Below are 18,979 nucleotides of genomic sequence, written 5' to 3' on the forward strand. Positions count from 1 at the left end.
GTCGGCCCTTGCGATCCGGATCGCGGCTTGACGGCTCACCGAGCACTTCGGACCCTCACCTCGCAAGGAGCACCGTATGAAGCTGCGTTGGCCGAGACTGCGCGCCGTCGTTCCGGCGGCCGCCCTGGTCGCAGGTCTCGCCACGGCAACTCCCGCGGCGGCGGCTCCCACCGTCACCAGCGGCTGGAACGACTTCTCGTGCAAGCCCTCCGCCGCCCACCCCCGCCCGGTCGTCCTCGCCCACGGAACGCTCGGCAACTCCGTCGACAACTGGTTAGGGCTCGCGCCCTACTTGGTGGCCCGCGGTTACTGTGTCTTCTCCCTGGACTACGGCCAGCTGCCCGGAGTCCCGGTCTTCCACGGGCTCGGCCCGGTGGACGCGTCGGCACAGCAACTCGCCGGCTACGTCGACCGGGTGCGGTCCGCGACCGGCGCGGCCAAGGTCGATATCGTCGGGCACTCGCAGGGCGCCATGATGGCGCGGGTGTACCTGAAGTTCCACGGCGGCGCGGACAAGGTGGACACGCTGGTCGGGCTGGCTCCCACCAACCACGGCACCACCCTCAGCGGCCTGACCAAGCTGCTGGACCTTTTCCCGGGCGCCCGGAAGTACATCGACGAGCACGCCCAGGGCCTGACCGACCAGGCCGTCGGGTCGGCGCTCCTCAACCGCCTCAACGCCGGCGGCGACACCCTCCCCGGTATCCACTACACCGTCATCACCACCAAGTACGACGAGGTCGCGACGCCGTATACCACCGGGTACCTCAAGGGCCCCGACGTCCGCAACGTCCGGCTTCAGGACCTGTGCGCGGTGGACCTCTCCGAGCACGTGGCCATCGGGATGGTCGACCGGATCGCCTTCCACGAGACGGCCAACGCGCTCGACCCGGCCCACGCCACTCCGAGCAACTGCCTCTCCGCCGCGAGCTGAGCGCCGCTCCGGCCCGCGGTCGGCCCGCGGTCGGCGCGCGGGCCGGGATTCCGGGCCGGGGCACCCGTGACTCAGCGGGCGCCCCGGCCCGTCCCGCGCAGCGTCAGAAAGCCGCCGGACGCCCCCGCCAGCACCACCGGGATCAGCAGCAGCCACCCGGAGAAGGCGAGCACCCCCGCGGTCAGCAGGGCACTGGCCAGCCCGCCCCACCACAGCGGGGTGCGGCGCGGCAGCAGCACCAGCGCGGCGGCCAGCCCCGCCAGGGTCACCGCGGCCAGGCAGGTGGCGGTGGCCCGCATCATCAGGTCCAGGTCGGCGGCGCCGAACGCGGCCGGCACCGCCAGCGCCGCGGCCACCACGCCGAGCCCGGCCGGTCCTGACGGGACCGGCCGGGCGGCAGCGGCGGGCGGGCGGCTCAGCCCCGGCGGGTGGCCCTGCGGCGGGCGGTCGCGAACAGCACCCCGGCGCCCAGCGCGAGCACCGCGGCGCCGCCGACGGCCAGCGGGGCGGTGGAGCCGTCGCCGCCGGTCTCGGCCAGGCGCTTCCCGCCGACCGGCACCGACGCGCCGTCCGGGTGCGCGCCGTCGGCGGCGCCCATGGCGTGGTCGTGGTGGCGCATGTCCATCGAGGACCTGCCGGCGCCGGCCGCGATCTGACGGTCGCTCGGCGCGGACGCCGCCGGCGCGCCCGCGGACCCGCCGCCGGCCTTGCCGAAGACCACGTCGGAGCAGGTGTAGAAGGCTTCCGGGCTGTCCGAGCGCTGCCAGATGCTGTAGATCAGATGGCGTCCGGACCGGGCGGGCACCGTACCGTCGAAGACGTAACTGCCGTTGCTCAGCGCCGGGTTCGTCACCTTCGCGAACGGCCGGGCCTCCAGGTCGGACCACTTCAGCGGCTTCGCCGGGTCGTAGCCGTCCTTGGTGAGGTACAGCTCGAACGTGCCCTTGTGCGGGGCGGTCGCCTTGTAGTGGAAGGTGTGCCGGCCGGCCTTCATCGGGGTGGACGGCCAGTCGGCGCGCGGCAGGTCGAGCCCCTTGTACTCGTCGTTGCCGGCGCTGCACAGCTTGCCGTCGGGGATCCGCTCCTTCGACCTGCCGCCGGCGTTGCCGTCCCGGACCGCGTTCCAGTCGTAGAGCGCCTGGGCGCCGCCGACCCGCACGGCGGCCTTGCACGCGGCGGAGGTGGGGTGTTCGGGGCCCTCCGCGTAGCAGGCCGCGACCCGGCTGACCGGGTCCGACATCGACCCGTGCGCGGCGGCCGGGGTCGCGGTGAGCGCGGTGAGCGCCAGCGGGCCGAGGCCGAGCAGCGCGAACACGGTGGCCTTGCGTCCAGCGGTCATCGTGGGGTCTCCTTCGTCGGATGCGTGTGGGGGCGTGGGGGTGGGCGCGCGGCGCACCGAGGGGGCGGGAGGTGCGCCGCGCGCGTCCGGGGCGGAAGGCGGGGTGGGGGGTCGGACCCGTGCCGATTTCCGGTGCCGCCCCCCGGAGAACGGCACCGGCGGGCCCGCGAACCCGCCTTGCGGAGCCGACGCTAGCCGCCCTGAGCAGCGGAATTGAGCCCCGTCGGCCGATCCGGCGGATCCTTATGGTCCGCTTAAGGAGCCGCTAAGCGGGGCCACAGGAACGGGTGCCGGAAGGGGTGTTGGGGGTCCGGTGTCCGGGGAGGGCGGTCGCGTTCACCGGCCGGTGTCGGGGAGCGGCGGCGCCTACGGGTCGTCCGGCCCGTCCGGCCCGTCGAGTCCGTCCAGGTCCTCGGCGAACGAGGCGAACGCCGGCGCCGCCGGGGCGTCGGAGCCGGCGTCCAGGGGGAGTTCGGCCCAGATGAACTTGCCGTGCGGGGTGTAGCGGGCGCCCCACCGCCGGGCGTACCCGGCGATCAGGAAGAGCCCCCGGCCGCCCTCGTCGGTCGTCCGGGCGTGCCGCAGATGCGGTGCGGTGCTGCTGCCGTCGGAGACCTCGCAGATCAGCGACTCGGCCCGGATCATCCGCAGCCCGATCGGCCCGGAGGCGTGCCGGATGGCGTTGGTGACCAGCTCGCTGACGATCAGTTCGGTGGAGAACTCCAGCTCCGCCAGCCCCCATTGGCCGAGCTGGCCGAGGACGGCCCGGCGGGCCTCGCCGACCGCCGACGGGTCCGCGGGAATGTCCCAGGTCGCCAACTGCTCCTGCGGCAGGGCCCGGGTACGGGCCAGCAGCAGCGCCACGTCGTCCATCGGGCGGGGGCCGGGCAGGGTGCTGACGACCCGCTCGCACAGCTCCTCCAGCGGGGCCTGCGGATCGGCCAGCGCGGTCCGCAGCCGGTTGATCCCGCCGACCGGGTCGAGGGCCTTCCCCAGCAGCAGCCCGTTGGTGTAGAGCGCCAGCAAGCTGCCCTCGGGCAGCGGCAGTTCGACGGACTCGAAGGGCATCCCGCCCAGCCCCAGCGGCGGCCCGGTCGGCAGCTCCACCATCTGGCAGCCGCCCGCCGGGCCGACCAGCAGCGGCGCCGGGTGCCCGGCCCGGGCCAGCACGCAGCAGCAGGCCACCGGGTCGTAGACCGCGTACAGGCAGGTCGCCCCCACCACCCCGTCGTCGGTGTGCGCGTCGTGCGCGACCCGGTTGACCATGTCGTCCAGGTGGGCCAGCAACTCCTCCGGGGACAGGTCCAGATCGGCCAGCGCCTGCACGGCGGCCCGCAGCCGGCCCATCGTGGCCGCGGCGTGCACCCCGTGCCCGACCACGTCGCCGACCACCAGCGCCACCCGCGCCCCGGACAGCGGGATCACATCGAACCAGTCGCCGCCCACCCCGGACCGCGAATCGGCGGGCAGATAGCGGTACGCCGCCTCCACCGCGCTCTGCTCGGGCAACTCGCGCGGCAGCAGGCTGCGCTGCAGAGTGAGCGCCGCGGCGTGCTCCCTGGTGTACCGGCGGGCGTTGTCGACGGAGATCGCCGCGCGGGTGACGAACTCCTCGGCCAGGGCCAGGTCGTCGGGCTGGAACGGGCCGGTGGGGCGCCAGCGGGCGAACGCCGCCGCGCCGAGGAAGCTGCCCCGGGCCCGCAGCGGCACCACCATCAGTGAGTGGCAGCCGAGCGCCCGCAGTTGCCCGGTCCGCACCGGGTCGTCGGCCGCCCAGTCGGCCCGCTCCAGGTCCAGGTCCGGGATCAGCACCGACTCGCCCTCGGTCAGGCTCAGCACCACCGGTGCCGACGGCGGGTAGGCGGTCCGCTCCCCGACCGGGGTCACCGCTTCCGGGCAGCCCTCCCGTACCGACTGCTGCCCGGCCCGGCGCATGGTGAACAGGTCGGCGGTCTCGACCGGTCCGGGCGCGGGCTCCGCACCGGTGAGCATCGCTTCGAGCAGATCGACGGTGACGAAGTCGGCGAGGTCCGGAACGGCCACGTCCGCCAGTTCCTGCGCGGTCTGCCAGACGTCCAGGGAACCGCCGATCCGCTCCCCGGCGCGGTTGAGCAGTGCCATCCGCTGCCGGGCGCGGTAGCTCTCGGTGACGTCGACGACCATGTAGCAGATGCCGAGCACTTGGCCGGTCTCGTCCTGCAACCGGAAGAAGGACGTCGAGTAGGCGTGCTCGTGCTGCGGATCGGACTCCGGGCGTCCGAGGTACTCGTAACCGAGGGAGGGCACCCCGGTCCGCAGCACCCGCCCCATCTCCGCCTCCAGGGACTCCACCCCCAGGCCCGGCAGCACCTCGGCCAGCCGCTTCCCCACCCGCTCTGCGCGGGAGGTGCCGCCCATCCGCTCCAGGGTGTCGTTCAGCCAGACGTACCGCAGGTCGCGGTCGAGCATCGCCACCCCGATCGGCGACATCCCGAGGATGCCGTTCAGCAGCGACCGGCCCGCCCCCGCCCAGGGCGTACGGGCCGTCTCGGCGGCCAGCACCAGGCGCGCGGACGGCTCCCGGCCGGCCAGCACCGGCAGCACCCGCACCTCCAGGTCGAGCCGCCGGCCGGTGTGGTCGCGCACCACGGCCAGCCCGCTCCAGCCGTCCTCCGCCGCGAGCCGCTCCCGCCAGACCCGCTCCCCGGCGGCGGCCCCGGAGTCCGCCGCCGCGAACAGCTCCGCCAGCGGGCGGCCGACGGCGCCGGACACCTGATGACCGAGCAGCCACTCGGCACCGGCCGTCCAGCCCCGTACCACCCCCGTCCGATCGGCCAGCACCACGGCGGTCCGGGTGAGGTCGAGGGCCCCGTCTCCGGGGAGGCCGCTGCTGCTCGGGGAGGCACTCATAGACGACCGTTCCAATGCCGGCTCCAACCCCGCGACGGCCCCTGACGCCGGTCGCCGCCGCGCACCACCAGCCCCTCCCACGGTACTCCCGGAACCTCCCGGGGCGCCTGCCCGCGGCCCCGCCGCCGGTCCGTCCGCGCAGGTCACCGGCCATTGTCAGTGCCGCCTGGCACCCTGACGACATGAGCCTCGAAGCCTCCGCCGCACCGGCGACCGGACCCCTGCCCGACGCGACCGCCGCCTACTGGCAGGCCGCCGCCGCGACCTACGACGACGAGCCCGACCACGGCCTGCGCGACCCGTCCGTCCGCGCCGCCTGGGCCGGCCGGCTGCGCGCCTGGCTGCCGCCCGCCCCCTCCGCCGTCCTCGACCTCGGCTGCGGCACCGGCAGCCTGGCCCTGCTCGCCGCCGAAGCGGGCCACCGGGTCACCGGCGTCGACCGCTCACCGGCCATGCTGGCCCGCGCCCGGCGGAAGCTCGCCGGCCGGTCCGCCGCGCTCGTCGTCGGCGACGCCGCCCAACCGCCTGTGGGGGAGCGGCGGTTCGACGCCGTCCTGGTGCGCCATCTGCTGTGGGCACTGCCCGACCCGGCGGCCGCCCTGCGCCGCTGGGCATCCCTGCTCGCCCCCGGCGGCCGGCTGGTGCTGGTGGAGGGCCGCTGGGGCGAGTCCACCCAGCTGGGCCTGACCGCCGCCGAACTCGCCGCGCTGACCGCCCCGTTGGCGACCCGCACGGAGCTGATACCTCTCTCCGACGACCCGGTGCTGTGGGGCCGGGAGGTGCACGACGAACGCTATGCGCTGCTCGTCCACCCGGTGGCCGCCGCCGAACGGGACTAGGGCGCTTCTGACGGATCTCCGCGGCGTCACGGAGACCCGTCAGAAGCGCCCTAGAGCGGCGGCGAGTTCGGGAGGGTCGGGGGCTGAGGGGGAGGGGTCCCGTCGTCCGCCCGCCGGCCCTCCGGCGGTCCCTCCGGCGCGTGGGATCGGAGTGGCCAATTCCGGACGGTGCCCCGTATGTATAGGTGGCCGCTGCAACTATCCGGGCGTACGGTGCTCGCGCAGGCCGCCGCCGTGGCAGGCGGGCGGCTCGCCGTACCCCGAAGGAGGAGCCGCAGGCATGTGCGGAATCACCGGATGGATCTCCTACGACAACGACCTCACCACCCAGCGCCCCGTCCTCGACGCGATGACCGCGACGATGACCTGCCGCGGCCCGGACGCCGGCGGCACATGGCTCGCCCCGCACGCCGCGTTCGGCCACCGCCGGCTCGCCGTCATCGACATCGACGGCGGCAAACAGCCGATGAGCGTCGAGCAGGACGGCCGCACCCTGGTCGTCACGACCTACAGCGGCGAGGTCTACAACTACCGTGAACTCCGCGCCGAACTGGAGAAGCTGGGCCACGCCTTCCGGACCAGCAGTGACACCGAGGTCGTGCTGCACGCCTACCTCCAGTGGGGCGAGGCGTTCGTCGAGCGCCTCAACGGCATGTACGCCTTCGCGCTCTGGGACCCGCGCACCGAGCAACTCCTGCTGGTCCGCGACCGGATGGGCATCAAACCGCTCTTCTACCGCCCGACCCGCGACGGCGTCCTCTTCGGCTCCGAGCCCAAGGCCGTGCACGCCCACCCGGACGTCCGCCCCGCCGTCGACGCCGAGGGCCTGGCCGAGCTGATCACCTTCACCAAGACGCCCGGCCACGGCGTCTACAAGGGCCTGCACGAGGTCCGCCCCGGCCACCTCGTCCGGGTCGACCGCAACGGCGTCCACGTCAGCCGCTACTGGGCGCTGGAGGCCCGGGAGCACACCGACGACCTCGACACCACCGTCGCCCGGATACGCGCACTGCTCGACGACATCGTCGCCCGCCAGCTGATCGCCGACGTCCCGCTGTGCACCCTGCTCTCCGGCGGCCTGGACTCCTCGGCCATCACCGCGCTCTCCGCCCGGGCGCTGGCGGCCCAGGGCAGCGGCCCGGTCCGCTCGTTCGCCGTCGACTTCACCGGCTACACCGAGAACTTCAAGCCCGACGACCTGCGCGGCACCCCCGACGGCCCCTACGCGCACGCGCTGGCCGAGCACGTCGGCTCCGACCACCACGACATCGTGCTGGACACCGCGGCCCTGATGGACCCGGCCCACCGCGCCGCGGTGCTCGCCGCCCGCGACCTGCCAGGCGGCTTCGGCGACGGCGACACCTCGCTCTACCTGCTGTTCAAGGCGGTCCGCGAGCAGTCCACGGTCGCCCTCTCCGGCGAGTCCGCGGACGAGGTCTTCGGCGGCTACCGCTGGTTCCACGACCCGGAGACGGTCAACGCCGACACCTTCCCCTGGATCGCCGCGGGCGTCTCCGGCCGGTTCGCCGGCGGCGACGCGGTCCGCGAGGCGCTGCTCGACCGCGCCCTGCTCAAGCGGATCGACCTGCCCGGCTACGAGCACCGCCGCTACCGCGAGGCACTCGCCGAAGTCCCCTACCTGGACGGCGACACCGGCCACCAGCGCCGGATGCGCGAGATCAGCTATCTGCACCTGACCCGCTTCGTGCAGGTCCTGCTGGACCGCAAGGACCGCGCCAGCATGGCCGTCGGCCTGGAGGTCCGGGTCCCGTTCTGCGACCACCGCCTGGTCGACTACGTCTTCAACACCCCCTGGGCGATGAAGACGTTCGACGGCCGGGAGAAGTCGCTGCTGCGCGCCGCCGCCCGCGACGTGCTGCCCGACCTGGTCGCCGACCGCGTCAAGAGCCCCTATCCCAGCACCCAGGACCCCGGCTACGGCGAGGCGCTCCGCGGCGAGCTGCGGGAGCTGGCCGCCGACCGCGACGCCCCCGTCCGCCCGCTGGTGGACTCCGGGGCGCTCGCCGAGGCCATCGCCCCCGGCGCCGACCACGACATCCGCCCCGGCGCCGAACTCGTCCTGGGCATGGACGCCTGGCTGCGCACCACCGGCACCACCCTGGAGCTGTAGGGCGTGTCAGACATGCCCTAGGCCCGCCCGCCCGGTCCCCGGGCACGGTGGCCGCTCCTGGCGCACAATGGATGCGACAAAACCGCGCACCCGCGGCATCACCAGCACCAGGAGCGCCACCGTGTCCCCGCAGACGCTGACGATCACCATCGACCCGGCGGCGGCCGAGGCCCCGTTCGAGCAGGTCCGCACCCAGATCGCCGATCAGGCCCGGACCGGCACCCTGCCGGTCGGCCACAAGCTCCCCACCGTCCGCGGCCTCGCCGAGGAACTGGGCCTGGCCGCCAACACCGTCGCCAAGGCGTACCGCGCCCTGGAGACCGACGGCGTGATCGAGACCCGCGGCCGCAACGGCAGCTTCGTCGCCGCGGCAGGTGACGCCGCCGCCAAGGAGGCCGCCGCGGCGGCCGCGGCCTACGCCCACCGCGCCCGGCGCCTCGGCCTGGACCGCCCCGCCGCGCTCGCCGCCGTCACCGACGCCCTGCGCGCCACGTACGACGACGGCGCCTGACGGTCCGTCCCGACCAGCGGCCGGGCCCCCGACCGGACGGCCCGGCCCCGCCCCAGCTCCGGAGGAGCCCATGCCCAGCCGGCACGCCCTCGTCCGACGCCCCGGCCCCCGACTGGCCGACGGCCTGGTCACCCATATCGAGCGGCGGCCGGTGGACGCCGCACGAGCCCTGCGCCAGTGGGAGGCGTACGTCCAGGTGCTGCGCGACCACGGCTGGCGGACCACCGAGGTCGCGCCCGCCGACGACTGCCCCGACGCGGTCTTCGTCGAGGACACCATGGTCGTCTTCCGCAACGTCGCGCTGCTCGCCCGCTCCGGCGCCGACGCCCGCCGCGCCGAGCTGCCGGCCGCCCGCGAGGCCGCCGAGGCGCTCGGCTGCTCCCTCAACGCGGTGCGCGCCCCCGGCACCCTCGACGGCGGCGACGTCCTCAAGGTCGGGGACACCGTCTACGTGGGCCGCGGCTGCCGCACCAACCTCGAAGGGGTCAGGCAACTGCGCGCCGTCTTCGAGCCGTTGGGCGCCAAGGTGATCGCCGTGCCGGTCAGCCGGGTGCTGCACCTCAAGTCGGCGGTCACCGCTCTCCCCGACGGCACCGTCGTCGGCTACCCGCCGCTGATCGAGGACCCGTCGGTCTTCCCGCACTTCCGGCCCGTCCTGGAGGAGTCCGGGGCGCATGTCGTACTGCTGGGCGGCGACGCGCTGCTGATGGCGGCCTCCGCGCCCCGGACCGCCCAGCTGTTCACCCGCCTCGGCTACCGCCCGGTGCCCGTCGACATCAGCGAGTTCGAGAAGCGGGAGGGCTGCGTCACCTGCCTGTCGGTACGCCTGCGCGAACTGCGGGAGTAGGCGCGCGCAGGATTAGGCGCGCGCGTACGGAAAGTGACGGGGTGTCAGGAGACGGGCCCCGGGGGCTGCGCCGTCCGCTTGCGCCGACCGGTCGCCGGCGGGCGGTACGCGCGCCGGAACGCGCCCTGTGCGCGCCCGCAGGGCCGGTCCTAGGGTGGTCCGCCGTGCGACGTCGAGGTGGGGAACGTCAGGGGCGGCCGGACGGGCCGGGGCGAGCGGACGGCGGGCGGCTGCGGGGGCGCCGGGGGACGGCCTTCGGGGTGGCGGTCGTGGTCGGGGTGGCGGCGCTGGCGCTGCTGCTGGTGATGTGCGGTGCGGCGGCCGGGCACCGGACCTCTTCCCGGGCGGGCCCGGCGGCGAACGACCGGTCCCGCACGACGCCGTCCTGCCGTCCTGCGTGTCGTCCTGTCGTCCTGACGTCCCGTCACGGCAAGGCGCCCACAGACGGCGCAATGGCCCGGTGGCCGTGAGGGCCGTCCGGAGACTGACAGGACGCCGAACTGCCGGGGCGCCGGCCCGAGGTGCCCGGTGGAAGGAGCCGATCCCGTGGAGCCGCCGAGCGGAGCCGCCCTGACGGTGGTGATGGTCTGCCTGACCGTGGTGACCGGAGTGCTCGACGCCGCCAGCTTCCTGACCCTCGGTCATGTCTTCACCGCGAACCAGACCGGCAACCTGCTCTTCCTCGGCTTCGGCCTGGCGGGACAGGGCGGGCTGCCGGTGGCCGCGCCGGTGGTCTCGCTCGGCGCGTTCCTGGCCGGGGCGGTGGCCGGGGCCCGGCTGGAGTCGACGCTGGCCGCCCACCGGCGCCCGTGGTTCCCGGTGGCCCTGCTGGCCGAGGCGGCGCTGCTGGCCGGCGCGGCGGCGGCCGGCTGGGAGTCCGGACCGGCGGCCCGCGAAGTGCCCTCGCCGCAGCGCTACGTGGTGATCGCGCTGATGGCGGTGGCGATGGGGGTGCGCAATGTCACCGCGATGCGGGTGGCCGTCCCGGACCTCCCCACGACGGTGGCGACCCGTGCCATGACGGCCCTGGTGAGCGGTTCGGCGCTGGGCGGCGACCGGCGGTTGGGCTACGGCACCGGCGCGCTGCCCCGCCGGCTCGGCTCGGTCGGCGGGATGCTCGCGGGCGGACTGCTGGGCGCGTGGCTGATCGGGCTGGGCACCCGTACGCCGCTGGTCCTGCTGCTGGCGGCGGTGACCGTGGCGGCCACCGCCTTCCTCGTGCCCGGTCTCACTCACAGGCGGAACGCCGACGGCTGACCGACCGGCCGCCGGCGTCCGCACCCGACAGGACCTGGCAGGGTCCGCTGCCGGGCGGCCCCGCCAGGGCGTCCCCTACGGGACGAGCTTCAGCAGCTTGTTGGGCGAGCCGCTGCCGGGGTTGGTCACGACCCCGGAGGTGGCGCCGTTCACCAGGGCCGTGGCGACCTGGGCCGGGGTCGCGGTCGGGTGCCCGGCGAGGTAGACCGCGGCGGCGCCCGCGACGTGCGGGGTGGCCATCGAGGTCCCGGAGATGGTGTTGCTGGCGGTGTCGCTGTTGTTCCAGGCGCTGGTGATGCTGCTGCCGGGCGCGAAGAGGTCCACCCGGGAGCCGTAGTTGGAGTACGAGGCGCGCGCGTCGGCCGAGGTCGTCGCGCCGACGGTGAGCGCCTCGGGGACCCGCGCGGGGGAGTAGTTCTGCGCGTTGTCCCCCGAGTTGCCGGCCGCGACGGCGTAGGTCACGCCGCTCTTGATGGAGTTCCGCACGGCGGCGTCCAGGGCCGCGTCCGGGCCGCCGCCCAGCGACACATTGGCCGCCGACGGGCCCTTGTGGTTCTTGGTGACCCAGTCGATGCCCGCGACCACCTGGGCGGTGGTGCCGGAGCCGGAGTCGTCGAGCACCCGCACGGCGACGATCTTCGCCTTCTTGGCGACGCCGTACGAGCTCCCGGCGATGGTGGCCGCGACGTGGGTGCCGTGGCCGTTGCCGTCCTGCGCGACGTTGTCGTTGTCGACCGCGTCGTAGCCGTTCGCCGCCCGGCCGCCGAACTCCCGGTGGGAGATCCGCACGCCGGTGTCGATGACGTACACCGTGGCGCCGGAGCCGGCGGTGGCGGGGTAGCTGTACTTCCTGTCCAGCGGCAGCTTCGCCTGGTCGATCCGGTCCAGGCCCCAGGACGGCGGGTTGGTCTGGGTGTCCAGGGCGTGCACGGTGCGGTCCTGGTAGACGTGCTCGACGGCGGGGTCGGCCGCCAACTGTCTCGCCTGGGCCTCGGACAGCGTGGCGGCATAGCCGTTGAGCGCGGCCGTGTAGGTGCGTCGGACGGTGCCTCCGTGGGCGGATATCACGCCGTGGCCGTCCGCCGACGCGGCCCTGAGGCCGGCGCTCGGCTTGAGCGTGACGAGGTAGCTGCCGGGCACCGCGTCCGCCGCGCCGGCGCCGATCACGGTGCCCTGGGCGGGTGCCGCCTGGGCCGGGAGGGCCGGGGCGCCGAGGGTGACGGCGGCCGCGGCCGCGCTGAGCGCCGTGGCGATCCGCAGGGTGGTGGTACGCCGGCGGGCGGCCTGGGGGGTGGTGGAACGCATCACTGCCATCGCGAGGTGTCCTCCTCATCGGTGGCGCGCCGTGGTGCGCGCGCAAGGTGGGCGTACGGGGTCCGTACGCAATCAGCCGGTCCGGGAACGTCCTTGACCGGACGTCAAAAGGTTCGATGAGCCGCGGACAGGGAGCAAGAGTCTCAACGCGATGTCATATACACGCCATGAAAGGGCAATGCCGGCGCAGTGTGGAAACTGACATGTCGGCAGATTTGTCATGAACTCTGTACTACTTTTGGCATGGACACTATCAACGACACGGGTCTCCTGATACGACGGATCGAGCAGCGATCCTGCTATGGGAGGTTCCATGAGAGTGTCCCGATATGCGGCATTGACATCCGCCTTCTTCGTCGCCTCGTCGCTCGCGCTCACCGGCGCCGGCACCGCGACGGCGTCCCAACTCCCCGCCGCCGGAGGGTATGTGGCCCTCGGCGACTCCTACTCCGCCGGCGTCGGCGCCGGCAGCTACGACAGCGGCAGCGGCTCCTGCAAGCGCAGCACCAAGGCGTACCCGGCCCTCTGGGCGGCCGCGCACAGCCCGTCGTCGTTCTCCTTCACCGCCTGCTCGGGGGCCCGAACGGGTGATGTCGTCAGCGGCCAGCTCGGCCCGCTGAACTCCGCCACGAGCCTGGTCAGCATCACCATCGGCGGCAACGACGCCGGATTCGCCGACACCATGACCACCTGTGCCCTCCAGGGCGAGAGCGCCTGCCTCGCCCGCATCGCCGAGGCCCGCGACTACATCGACCACACTCTCCCCGGCAAGCTCGACACCGTGTACAAGGCCATCGCCGACAAGGCGCCCTCCGCACACGTCGTCGCCCTGGGGTACCCCCGCCTCTACAAGCTCGACGGCGACTGCGACGCCGGCCTCACCGAGAAGTCCCGGGCCGCCGTCAATGACGCCGCCGACGCCATCGACGGCGTCATCGCCAAGCGCGCCGCCGACCACGGCTTCGCCTACGCCGATGTCAACCCCACCTTCGCCGGCCACGAGCTGTGCTCCGGCAGCCCGTGGTTGCACAGCGTGACCTACCCCGTCGACGAGTCCTACCACCCCACCTCCGCGGGCCAAGCCGAGGGCTATCTCCCGGTGTTCGGCTCCGCTGCGTGATCTTCCGTGTACAGGGCGCGGGGGCGGGTGCCTCCCCCTCCGCGCTCCGCCCTCGCCGGAACCCTCCCGCGGCCGCTCAACTCGCCCTGGCACACGCGCAGTACGTGACATTCCGTATGGTGTTCGTCAACGTCAAGGCAAGGCAGGTGAATCCGTTGACCGGTCTGCACGCGTGTCCTCCAAGAGAGATAGGGTTACCCTGCCCGTTGGCCGGGTGCCCTCGTACGGGTGGGGAGATTCATGGAACAGATAACAGTGCGCAGCAGGGCGCGGGTCCCTGCCATCACATGCGGGAGCAGCGCGTCCAGCGCGCGGCTCGACCGTCACCTCGCGGTGCTCGGCGGTCCCGCCATCCCGCAGCGCGAGGCGGCGGGGGCCACTTCGCTGATGCAGGAGATCACCGCGCGTGACCACACGCGCATGAGGAAGAGCCGCGGCCACCGGGTGTCGCTGTTCGCCCCGCTGCGCAGGCTCCGCCGCTCGCTCTTCGGCGGCCACGGCTGAGTCACCTCTGAAGCGGCACCACCGGCTCAGGCGACCCACCGCCCCGGCTCGGCGCAGCGCCAGGTGCCTCCTTCTCACCACCCGTCACCTCGTGGCGGGTGGTTCCTTGTGTGCCCGGACGCGCGCCATAGGGGGCATGGCGCTGGTTCACAAGAGCGCGAACTGGCCGTCCGGGCCCTCCTCCCGGTGGTCCAGCACCGACGCCGGACGGGCCGCCGCTGCCGGTACCGGCAGCACCCCCGCGGCCCGCAGCTCCGCCGCCCCGATCAGCGGCCCGTCCGCCACCGCCCGCGCCAACTGCGCCAGCTCCGGCTCCAGTTCGGACCACAGCGCCAACACGGTCACCAGCTCCAGCAGTTCCGAGGTCCACTCCTGCGGCCAGGCCGCGGGCCGCAGCGCCGCCAGGGAACCGGGCTCGGCGGGCTCTTGGCCGGCGGCCGCCGCGCCCGCGCGCTGCGCGAACCACTCCGCGAGCACCCGTACGCCCCCGGCATGGAACTCCCAGGCACCCGACGGCACCGGTGCGATCCGGCCGCCGTCGAGCGACAGCGCCTCGTCGCCGGGGTCGTAGGCGAGGGCGTCGGGCAGTCCGCGGGCGGGCAGCGCGGCCCGGACGTACGGCCGTCGGCCGCCGGGCAACCGCGGCCGCCCGCCGGGCCCATTCGGGCCGTTCCCCTGGTAGGCGCCCCAGGTGGAGAGCCACAGCAGCCGGGTGCCCAGTGCCACCCCGCGGTCCCACAGGGACGGGTCGGCGGTGAGCGGCACCACGGTGCCGTCGGGGGAGTGCGCGGCGGTGGCGGCGAGCCAGGCGAGCAGGCCGTCCGGCGGGACCGTACGGTCCAGGCGGCGGGCGAGGAGCGCGGCGAGGCCCGGCGCGAGGTTGGGTTCGGTGCCGCCGGGCCGGCGGTAGAGCGGACGGATCCGGCCGGGGCGCCCGGCGGGCGAGCGGCCGTCCGGAAGCAGCGCGGAGCAGACCACCGCGGGACCGGAGACCCCCGGCACCTGCCCCAACTCCACCAGGAACAGCTGGCGTTCGTCGGCCACCCGCCACAGCTCCGGGCGGGCCGCGTCGATCAGCCGGTGGTCGGGCAGCAGCCACTGCCGGTCGAACGGGCCGTGCAGCACCCGCACCGGCTCCGGGCACGGGCCGACCGCCCGGGCCAGCCGCGCGGTCGGGGTGTCCCGCCCGGGCAGCTGACCGACCGCGGAGTGCAGGGTGCGGGCCCGGGACGGGCGGAACAGCCGCTCCCGGTCGGCCGGGTCCGCGGCATCCGCGAGCACCTTCCAACGGGCGCGCAGGGTGGCCGGATCCGGGCCCATCACCCAGGAGCGGCCGAGCCGCAGCGGCGCCGCGGACCACGGCATCAGATCGGACAGCCGTGGCGCGCCCAGTCCTGGCGCGCCCTGCTTCGCCGTCACGCGGAGCCCCTCCCGGACCGTGTCGTTGACCCCCGGGCATCGTAGCGGCGGGCCCGGCGCCCGTTCACCGCGCCCGCCCCGCCGCGGTCTTCCGCTTGCCGATCTTGGCCGGGTACGGTCCTGGCCGGAACGCCTGCCAAGGGAGGAGCGCCATGCCGGAGACCTCCCCCACGCCCGAACGGCGCGCGGGGACCCCCGACACCAGGCCCGCACCGGGTCCGGGAGCCACCGCCGGGACCCGGGCCGCCGCCCGGCTGGACCGGCTGCCGCCGTCCCGGTGGCACCGCCGGATCACCCTCGTCGTCGGCGTCGGTGCCTTTTTCGACCTCTACGAGATCTTCCTCGGCGGGGTGCTCGCCGCGGTCCTGGCCGACCGGTGGGGACTGGACCACACCGCCAAGTCGTGGGTGATCGCCGCCGGGTTCCTGGGGATGTTCGCCGGCGCCAATGTGCTGTCGGTGCTCGCCGACCGGCTCGGCCGGCGCCGGATGTTCCTGGTGAACCTGGGCGGCTATGCGCTCTTCTCGCTGGCCGCCGCGGGCGCGCCGGACCTCGGGTGGCTGCTCGCTCTCCGCTTCCTGTCCGGACTCGGGCTCGGCGCCGAACTCGTCCTGGTCGATACCTATTTGGCCGAGTTTCTGCCGCGGGCGGTCCGCGGTCGCTATGTCGCCTGGGCCTACACCTTCGGATTCGTCGGCGTCCCGGCCGCGGCCCTGCTCGGCGCCCGCCTGGTGGCCGGGCACCCGCTGCTGGGCGTGGACGGCTGGCGCTGGCTGCTGGTCGCCGGTGCGCTGGGGGCCGCCTTCATTCAGCTGATGCGACGTCAACTCCCCGAGTCCCCACGATGGTTGTCCGTACGGGGGCGGGGGGAGGAGGCCGACCGGATCGTGACCGGCATCGAGCGGCGGGTGGCGGCGGAGACCGGCATCAGTCTGCCGTCCGTCCCGGACGTCGAGGAGATCCCGGAACGGAAGGTGCCGCTGGGGGAGATGTTCCGCGGCGACCACCGGCGCCGGACGCTGATGTGGTGGATCTTCCAGGTGCTCCAGACCGTCGGTTACTACGGCTTCGGCTCGCTGGCGCCGGTGGTGCTCACCGCCAAGGGGCACACCGTCACCGACTCCCTGCTGTACGCGGCGCTGAGCTACTGCGGCTACCCGATCGGCTCGGCGGTGTCGGTCCCGCTGATCGACCGGATCGAGCGCCGGACGCTGATCGTGGCCTCCGCGCTCGGCATGGCCGCCTGCGGTCTGGCCTTCGGCTTCGCCGCCGCCACCTGGGAGATCGTCGCCTTCGGCTTCCTGCTGACGGTGTGCAGCAACGTCTTCTCCAACGCCTTCCACGTCTACCAGACCGAGATCTTCCCGACCGGCCTGCGCAGCAGCGCGATCGGCATCGCGTACTCGCTGTCCCGGCTCACCTCGGCCGTGCTGCCGTTCGTCGCGCTGAGCGTGCTGTCCGCCCTCGGTGCGCCCGCGGTCTTCGTCGGCTCGGCGGTGCTCTTGGTGCTGCTCTGCCTGGACGTGGCGCTGCTGGGGCCGCGCAGCACGGGGCGGAGCCTGGAACGGATCTGAGGAGCCGCGGCCGCCTCTCCGGGGCGGGCCGTGCCGCGGATCAGTGAGCGTCCAGCGTCACCGTGAACGAGAAGCGGTCGCCCCGGTAGTGGATCAGGGCGACGTCCAGCACCCGGCCGGACTCGTCGTAGGTGACGCCGGTGTAGTGCAGGATCGGGCTGAGCAGTGGCACCCGCAGCAGCCGCGCGGTCTCCGGGTCGGCCAGTCGCGCCTCGACGGTGTCGGTGATCCGGCCGATCCGCAGGCCCACCGCGTCCCGCAGCACCTTCGTCATCGGCCAACGCTCCAGCTCCGCGAGGTCGATCCGGGCGGCGACGTCGGGGCGGACGTAGTTGCGCGCGTGGTTGGTCGGCTCCCCGGTCTCCTCGTCGCTGCGCAGCCGCCGGAAACCGGCCACCTCCGCCATGTCCGGGAAATACTCGGACAGTTCGGAGGGAACCGGTACCGGTCCGTGCTCCAGCAGGACGGTGCGCATCCCGGACTGCTGGGCCACGATCGCGTCCACCGACCCGAGCAGCCGCACCGGCGCACCGCGCCGCGCATGCGGCTCGATGAAGGTGCCCCGGCGCCGGTGCCGGCTGATCAGCCCCTCCTCCTCCAGCTCCTTGAGTGCCTGACGCATCGTCAGCACGCTGACGCCGTAGTGCGCCGCGAGTGCTTCCTCCGTCGGCAGCCGCAGCGGCGCCTCCGGGGAGCGGCCGAGTATGGAGGCGCGCAGGGACTGCGAGACCTGGTACCACAGCGGCAACTTGCGGTTCAGGGCGAGCGAGTCGGGAGCGAAGGTGGTCAAGGGCGTTCCCCGGTCTGCGGTGCGGGTCCCGGTGTTACGGGCGGAAGTGGCGCTGGAGACCCTGCCACACGCCGTCGTAGCCGCGCTGGAGGTGGTCGGCGTTCCGGGCCTGCTCGGTGAGGGTCAGCGGCCAGCGGGTCTCGAACATGAAGGCCAGCCCGTCGTCGACCTTCTGCGGGACCAGCTCCGCGGCACTGGCCCGCTCGAAGGTCTCCCGGTCCGGGCCGTGCGCCGACATCATGTTGTGCAGCGAGCCGCCGCCCGGGACGAAGCCCTGCGCCTTGGCGTCGTAGGCGCCCTCGATGAGGCCCATGTACTCGCTCATCACGTTGCGGTGGAAGTACGGCGGCCGGAAGGTGTCCTCGCCGACCAGCCAGCGCGGGGCGAAGACGACGAAGTCGACGCCCGCCAGCCCCGGGGTGTCGCTCGGCGAGGTCAGCACCGTGAAGATCGACGGGTCCGGGTGGTCGTAGCTGATCGAGCCGATGACGTTGAAACGGCGCAGGTCGTAGACGTACGGGACGTGGTTGCCGTGCCAGGCGACCACGTCCAGCGGCGAGTGGTCGTAGGTCGCGGTCCAGAGGTGGCCGCAGAACTTGTTGACCACCTCGACCGGCTCCTCGACGTCCTCGTAGGCGGCGGTCGGAGCGAGGAAGTCCCGGGCGTTGGCCAGCCCGTTGGCGCCGATCGGGCCGAGGTCGGGGAGCTCGAAGGGGCGGCCGTAGTTCTCGCAGACATAGCCGCGCGCGGTGGCGTCCAGCAGCTCGACCCGGAAGCGGACCCCGCGCGGGATCAGCGCCACCTGGCCCGGCTCGGCCCGCAGCAGCCCGAACTCGGTGCGCAGCAGCAGCCCGCCGCGCTCCGGCACGATCAGCAGCTCGCCGTCGGAGTCGCCGAACACCCGCCGTTCCATGGAGGTGTTGACGTGGTAAAGGTGCACCGCCATGCCCGTGCGCTGGGTGGCGTCGCCGTTGCCGCCCAGCGTCCACAGGCCGTCGACGAAGTCCGTCGGGTCGGCCGGCTCCGGCAGCGGGTCCCAGCGCAGGCGGTTGGGGTCGGGCAGGCACTCGGTGAACGGCGCGGAGCGGATCTCGCCGCGGTTGGCGCGGGCGAACGGCGGGTGCGCGGCCGACGGCCGGATGCGGTAGAGCCAGGACCGGCGGTTGTGGCGGCGCGGCTCGGTGAACGCCGAGCCGCTGAGCTGCTCGGCGTAGAGCCCGAGGGGGGCCCGCTGGGGGGAGTTGCGGCCCACCGGCAGCGCGCCGGGGACCGCCTCCGAACTGTGCTCGTTGCCGAAGCCGGAGGAGTACGCGAGGCCCTCGGCCGCCTTCCTCGCCTGCTCGTTGGCCGTACCTGTCATCACACGCTCCCGCCGCTCACGGAACCAGACGTCCACGGAATCCAAGGCACCACGGGATCCGGGACCGGCCCGGAATCCTATGCAAGACCTTAGGATTGCGTGGAGGGCGCGTCAACGACGGGATGCCGCCCTGTTGGGGCCTGTTCGCGCC

17 protein-coding genes are annotated in these 18,979 nt (G+C 74.0%); 9 read left to right on the forward strand and 8 right to left on the reverse strand.

What is annotated here, in order from left to right; all coding sequences use genetic code 11:
* The first annotated feature begins 76 nt into the window (after positions 1-76).
* Positions 77-934 (forward strand): esterase/lipase family protein, encoded by an 858-nt coding sequence (locus tag ACRAS8_RS27890; protein ID WP_438488747.1) that lies wholly within the window; start codon positions 77-79, stop codon positions 932-934.
* A gap of 71 nt (positions 935-1,005) precedes the next feature.
* On the opposite strand, the gene ACRAS8_RS27895 is transcribed toward ACRAS8_RS27890, so the two are convergent.
* The 3 genes from ACRAS8_RS27895 to ACRAS8_RS27905 all read right to left on the reverse strand — a co-directional run bounded on the left by ACRAS8_RS27895 (position 1,006) and on the right by ACRAS8_RS27905 (position 5,162).
* Positions 1,006-1,290: a hypothetical protein gene (locus tag ACRAS8_RS27895; protein ID WP_438488748.1), complete on the reverse strand. Its 285-nt coding sequence runs from the start codon at positions 1,288-1,290 to the stop codon at positions 1,006-1,008.
* A gap of 59 nt (positions 1,291-1,349) precedes the next feature.
* Positions 1,350-2,273 carry a lytic polysaccharide monooxygenase gene (locus tag ACRAS8_RS27900; protein ID WP_438488749.1) on the reverse strand — a complete coding sequence of 308 codons (924 nt, stop codon included), beginning with the start codon at positions 2,271-2,273 and terminating at the stop codon, positions 1,350-1,352.
* Positions 2,274-2,639: 366 nt separating this feature from the next.
* Positions 2,640-5,162, reverse strand: a complete 2,523-nt coding sequence (locus ACRAS8_RS27905) for a SpoIIE family protein phosphatase (protein WP_438488750.1) — start codon at positions 5,160-5,162, stop codon at positions 2,640-2,642.
* A gap of 182 nt (positions 5,163-5,344) precedes the next feature.
* On the opposite strand from ACRAS8_RS27905, the gene ACRAS8_RS27910 reads away from it, so the two are divergent.
* The 4 genes from ACRAS8_RS27910 to ddaH all read left to right on the forward strand — a co-directional run bounded on the left by ACRAS8_RS27910 (position 5,345) and on the right by ddaH (position 9,490).
* Positions 5,345-6,001: a class I SAM-dependent methyltransferase gene (locus ACRAS8_RS27910; protein ID WP_438488751.1), complete on the forward strand. Its 657-nt coding sequence runs from the start codon at positions 5,345-5,347 to the stop codon at positions 5,999-6,001.
* A gap of 280 nt (positions 6,002-6,281) precedes the next feature.
* A complete protein-coding gene (asnB, locus tag ACRAS8_RS27915) occupies positions 6,282-8,132 on the forward strand; it encodes an asparagine synthase (glutamine-hydrolyzing) (RefSeq protein WP_438488752.1) in 1,851 nt (616 codons plus the stop codon).
* Between the two features lie 121 nt (positions 8,133-8,253).
* Positions 8,254-8,643: a GntR family transcriptional regulator gene (locus ACRAS8_RS27920; protein WP_438488753.1), complete on the forward strand. Its 390-nt coding sequence runs from the start codon at positions 8,254-8,256 to the stop codon at positions 8,641-8,643.
* A 70-nt stretch (positions 8,644-8,713) separates the two neighbouring features.
* A complete protein-coding gene (ddaH, locus tag ACRAS8_RS27925; RefSeq protein ID WP_438488754.1) occupies positions 8,714-9,490 on the forward strand; it encodes a dimethylargininase in 777 nt (258 codons plus the stop codon).
* A 187-nt stretch (positions 9,491-9,677) separates the two neighbouring features.
* On the opposite strand, the gene ACRAS8_RS27930 is transcribed toward ddaH, so the two are convergent.
* Positions 9,678-9,866 (reverse strand): hypothetical protein, encoded by a 189-nt coding sequence (locus ACRAS8_RS27930; protein WP_438488755.1) that lies wholly within the window; start codon positions 9,864-9,866, stop codon positions 9,678-9,680.
* Positions 9,867-10,036: 170 nt separating this feature from the next.
* Between ACRAS8_RS27930 and ACRAS8_RS27935 the strand changes: the two genes are divergently transcribed.
* On the forward strand, positions 10,037-10,747 hold the full coding sequence (locus tag ACRAS8_RS27935; protein WP_438488756.1) for a YoaK family protein: 711 nt from the start codon (positions 10,037-10,039) through the stop codon (positions 10,745-10,747).
* 75 nt (positions 10,748-10,822) lie between these two features.
* On the opposite strand, the gene ACRAS8_RS27940 is transcribed toward ACRAS8_RS27935, so the two are convergent.
* Positions 10,823-12,061, reverse strand: coding sequence for a S8 family peptidase (locus ACRAS8_RS27940; RefSeq protein ID WP_438488757.1), 1,239 nt, complete (start codon positions 12,059-12,061; stop codon positions 10,823-10,825).
* A gap of 313 nt (positions 12,062-12,374) precedes the next feature.
* On the opposite strand from ACRAS8_RS27940, the gene ACRAS8_RS27945 reads away from it, so the two are divergent.
* Together ACRAS8_RS27945 and ACRAS8_RS27950 are read left to right on the forward strand one after the other, a co-directional pair.
* Entirely contained in the window at positions 12,375-13,181 is an 807-nt protein-coding gene (locus ACRAS8_RS27945; protein WP_438488758.1) for an SGNH/GDSL hydrolase family protein, read from the forward strand.
* Positions 13,182-13,421: 240 nt separating this feature from the next.
* A complete protein-coding gene (locus tag ACRAS8_RS27950) occupies positions 13,422-13,685 on the forward strand; it encodes a hypothetical protein (protein WP_018537118.1) in 264 nt (87 codons plus the stop codon).
* A 147-nt stretch (positions 13,686-13,832) separates the two neighbouring features.
* Here ACRAS8_RS27950 and ACRAS8_RS27955 read toward each other — a convergent pair whose 3' ends face one another.
* Positions 13,833-15,104 carry a type ISP restriction/modification enzyme gene (locus ACRAS8_RS27955; protein WP_438488759.1) on the reverse strand — a complete coding sequence of 424 codons (1,272 nt, stop codon included), beginning with the start codon at positions 15,102-15,104 and terminating at the stop codon, positions 13,833-13,835.
* A 152-nt stretch (positions 15,105-15,256) separates the two neighbouring features.
* Here ACRAS8_RS27955 and ACRAS8_RS27960 point away from each other — a divergent pair, with 152 nt between their 5' ends.
* Positions 15,257-16,678, forward strand: a complete 1,422-nt coding sequence (locus tag ACRAS8_RS27960) for an MFS transporter (RefSeq protein ID WP_438488760.1) — start codon at positions 15,257-15,259, stop codon at positions 16,676-16,678.
* Positions 16,679-16,718: 40 nt separating this feature from the next.
* Here the strand turns inward: ACRAS8_RS27960 and ACRAS8_RS27965 are convergent, their stop codons facing one another.
* A complete protein-coding gene (locus tag ACRAS8_RS27965) occupies positions 16,719-17,468 on the reverse strand; it encodes a GntR family transcriptional regulator (RefSeq protein WP_438488761.1) in 750 nt (249 codons plus the stop codon).
* A 34-nt stretch (positions 17,469-17,502) separates the two neighbouring features.
* Entirely contained in the window at positions 17,503-18,828 is a 1,326-nt protein-coding gene (gene hmgA, locus ACRAS8_RS27970; RefSeq protein ID WP_438488762.1) for a homogentisate 1,2-dioxygenase, read from the reverse strand.
* Positions 18,829-18,979: the final 151 nt, after the last annotated feature.

It is taken from the genome of Streptomyces sp. S186, assembly GCF_051603415.1.
GTDB lineage: Bacteria > Actinomycetota > Actinomycetes > Streptomycetales > Streptomycetaceae > Streptomyces.

What these genes read in the sequence shown, in the direction of transcription:
- asnB (WP_438488752.1), top strand. Translation starts at nt 6,282, where the DNA reads ATGTGCGGAATCACCGGATGGATCTCCTACGACAACGACCTCACCACC.
- ACRAS8_RS27945 (WP_438488758.1), top strand. Translation starts at nt 12,375, where the DNA reads ATGAGAGTGTCCCGATATGCGGCATTGACATCCGCCTTCTTCGTCGCC.
- ACRAS8_RS27905 (WP_438488750.1), bottom strand. Translation starts at nt 5,162, where the DNA reads ATGAGTGCCTCCCCGAGCAGCAGCGGCCTCCCCGGAGACGGGGCCCTC.
- ACRAS8_RS27900 (WP_438488749.1), bottom strand. Translation starts at nt 2,273, where the DNA reads ATGACCGCTGGACGCAAGGCCACCGTGTTCGCGCTGCTCGGCCTCGGC.
- hmgA (WP_438488762.1), bottom strand. Translation starts at nt 18,828, where the DNA reads ATGACAGGTACGGCCAACGAGCAGGCGAGGAAGGCGGCCGAGGGCCTC.
- ACRAS8_RS27890 (WP_438488747.1), top strand. Translation starts at nt 77, where the DNA reads ATGAAGCTGCGTTGGCCGAGACTGCGCGCCGTCGTTCCGGCGGCCGCC.
- ACRAS8_RS27950 (WP_018537118.1), top strand. Translation starts at nt 13,422, where the DNA reads ATGGAACAGATAACAGTGCGCAGCAGGGCGCGGGTCCCTGCCATCACA.
- ACRAS8_RS27940 (WP_438488757.1), bottom strand. Translation starts at nt 12,061, where the DNA reads ATGGCAGTGATGCGTTCCACCACCCCCCAGGCCGCCCGCCGGCGTACC.
- ACRAS8_RS27960 (WP_438488760.1), top strand. Translation starts at nt 15,257, where the DNA reads ATGCCGGAGACCTCCCCCACGCCCGAACGGCGCGCGGGGACCCCCGAC.
- ddaH (WP_438488754.1), top strand. Translation starts at nt 8,714, where the DNA reads ATGCCCAGCCGGCACGCCCTCGTCCGACGCCCCGGCCCCCGACTGGCC.
- ACRAS8_RS27910 (WP_438488751.1), top strand. Translation starts at nt 5,345, where the DNA reads ATGAGCCTCGAAGCCTCCGCCGCACCGGCGACCGGACCCCTGCCCGAC.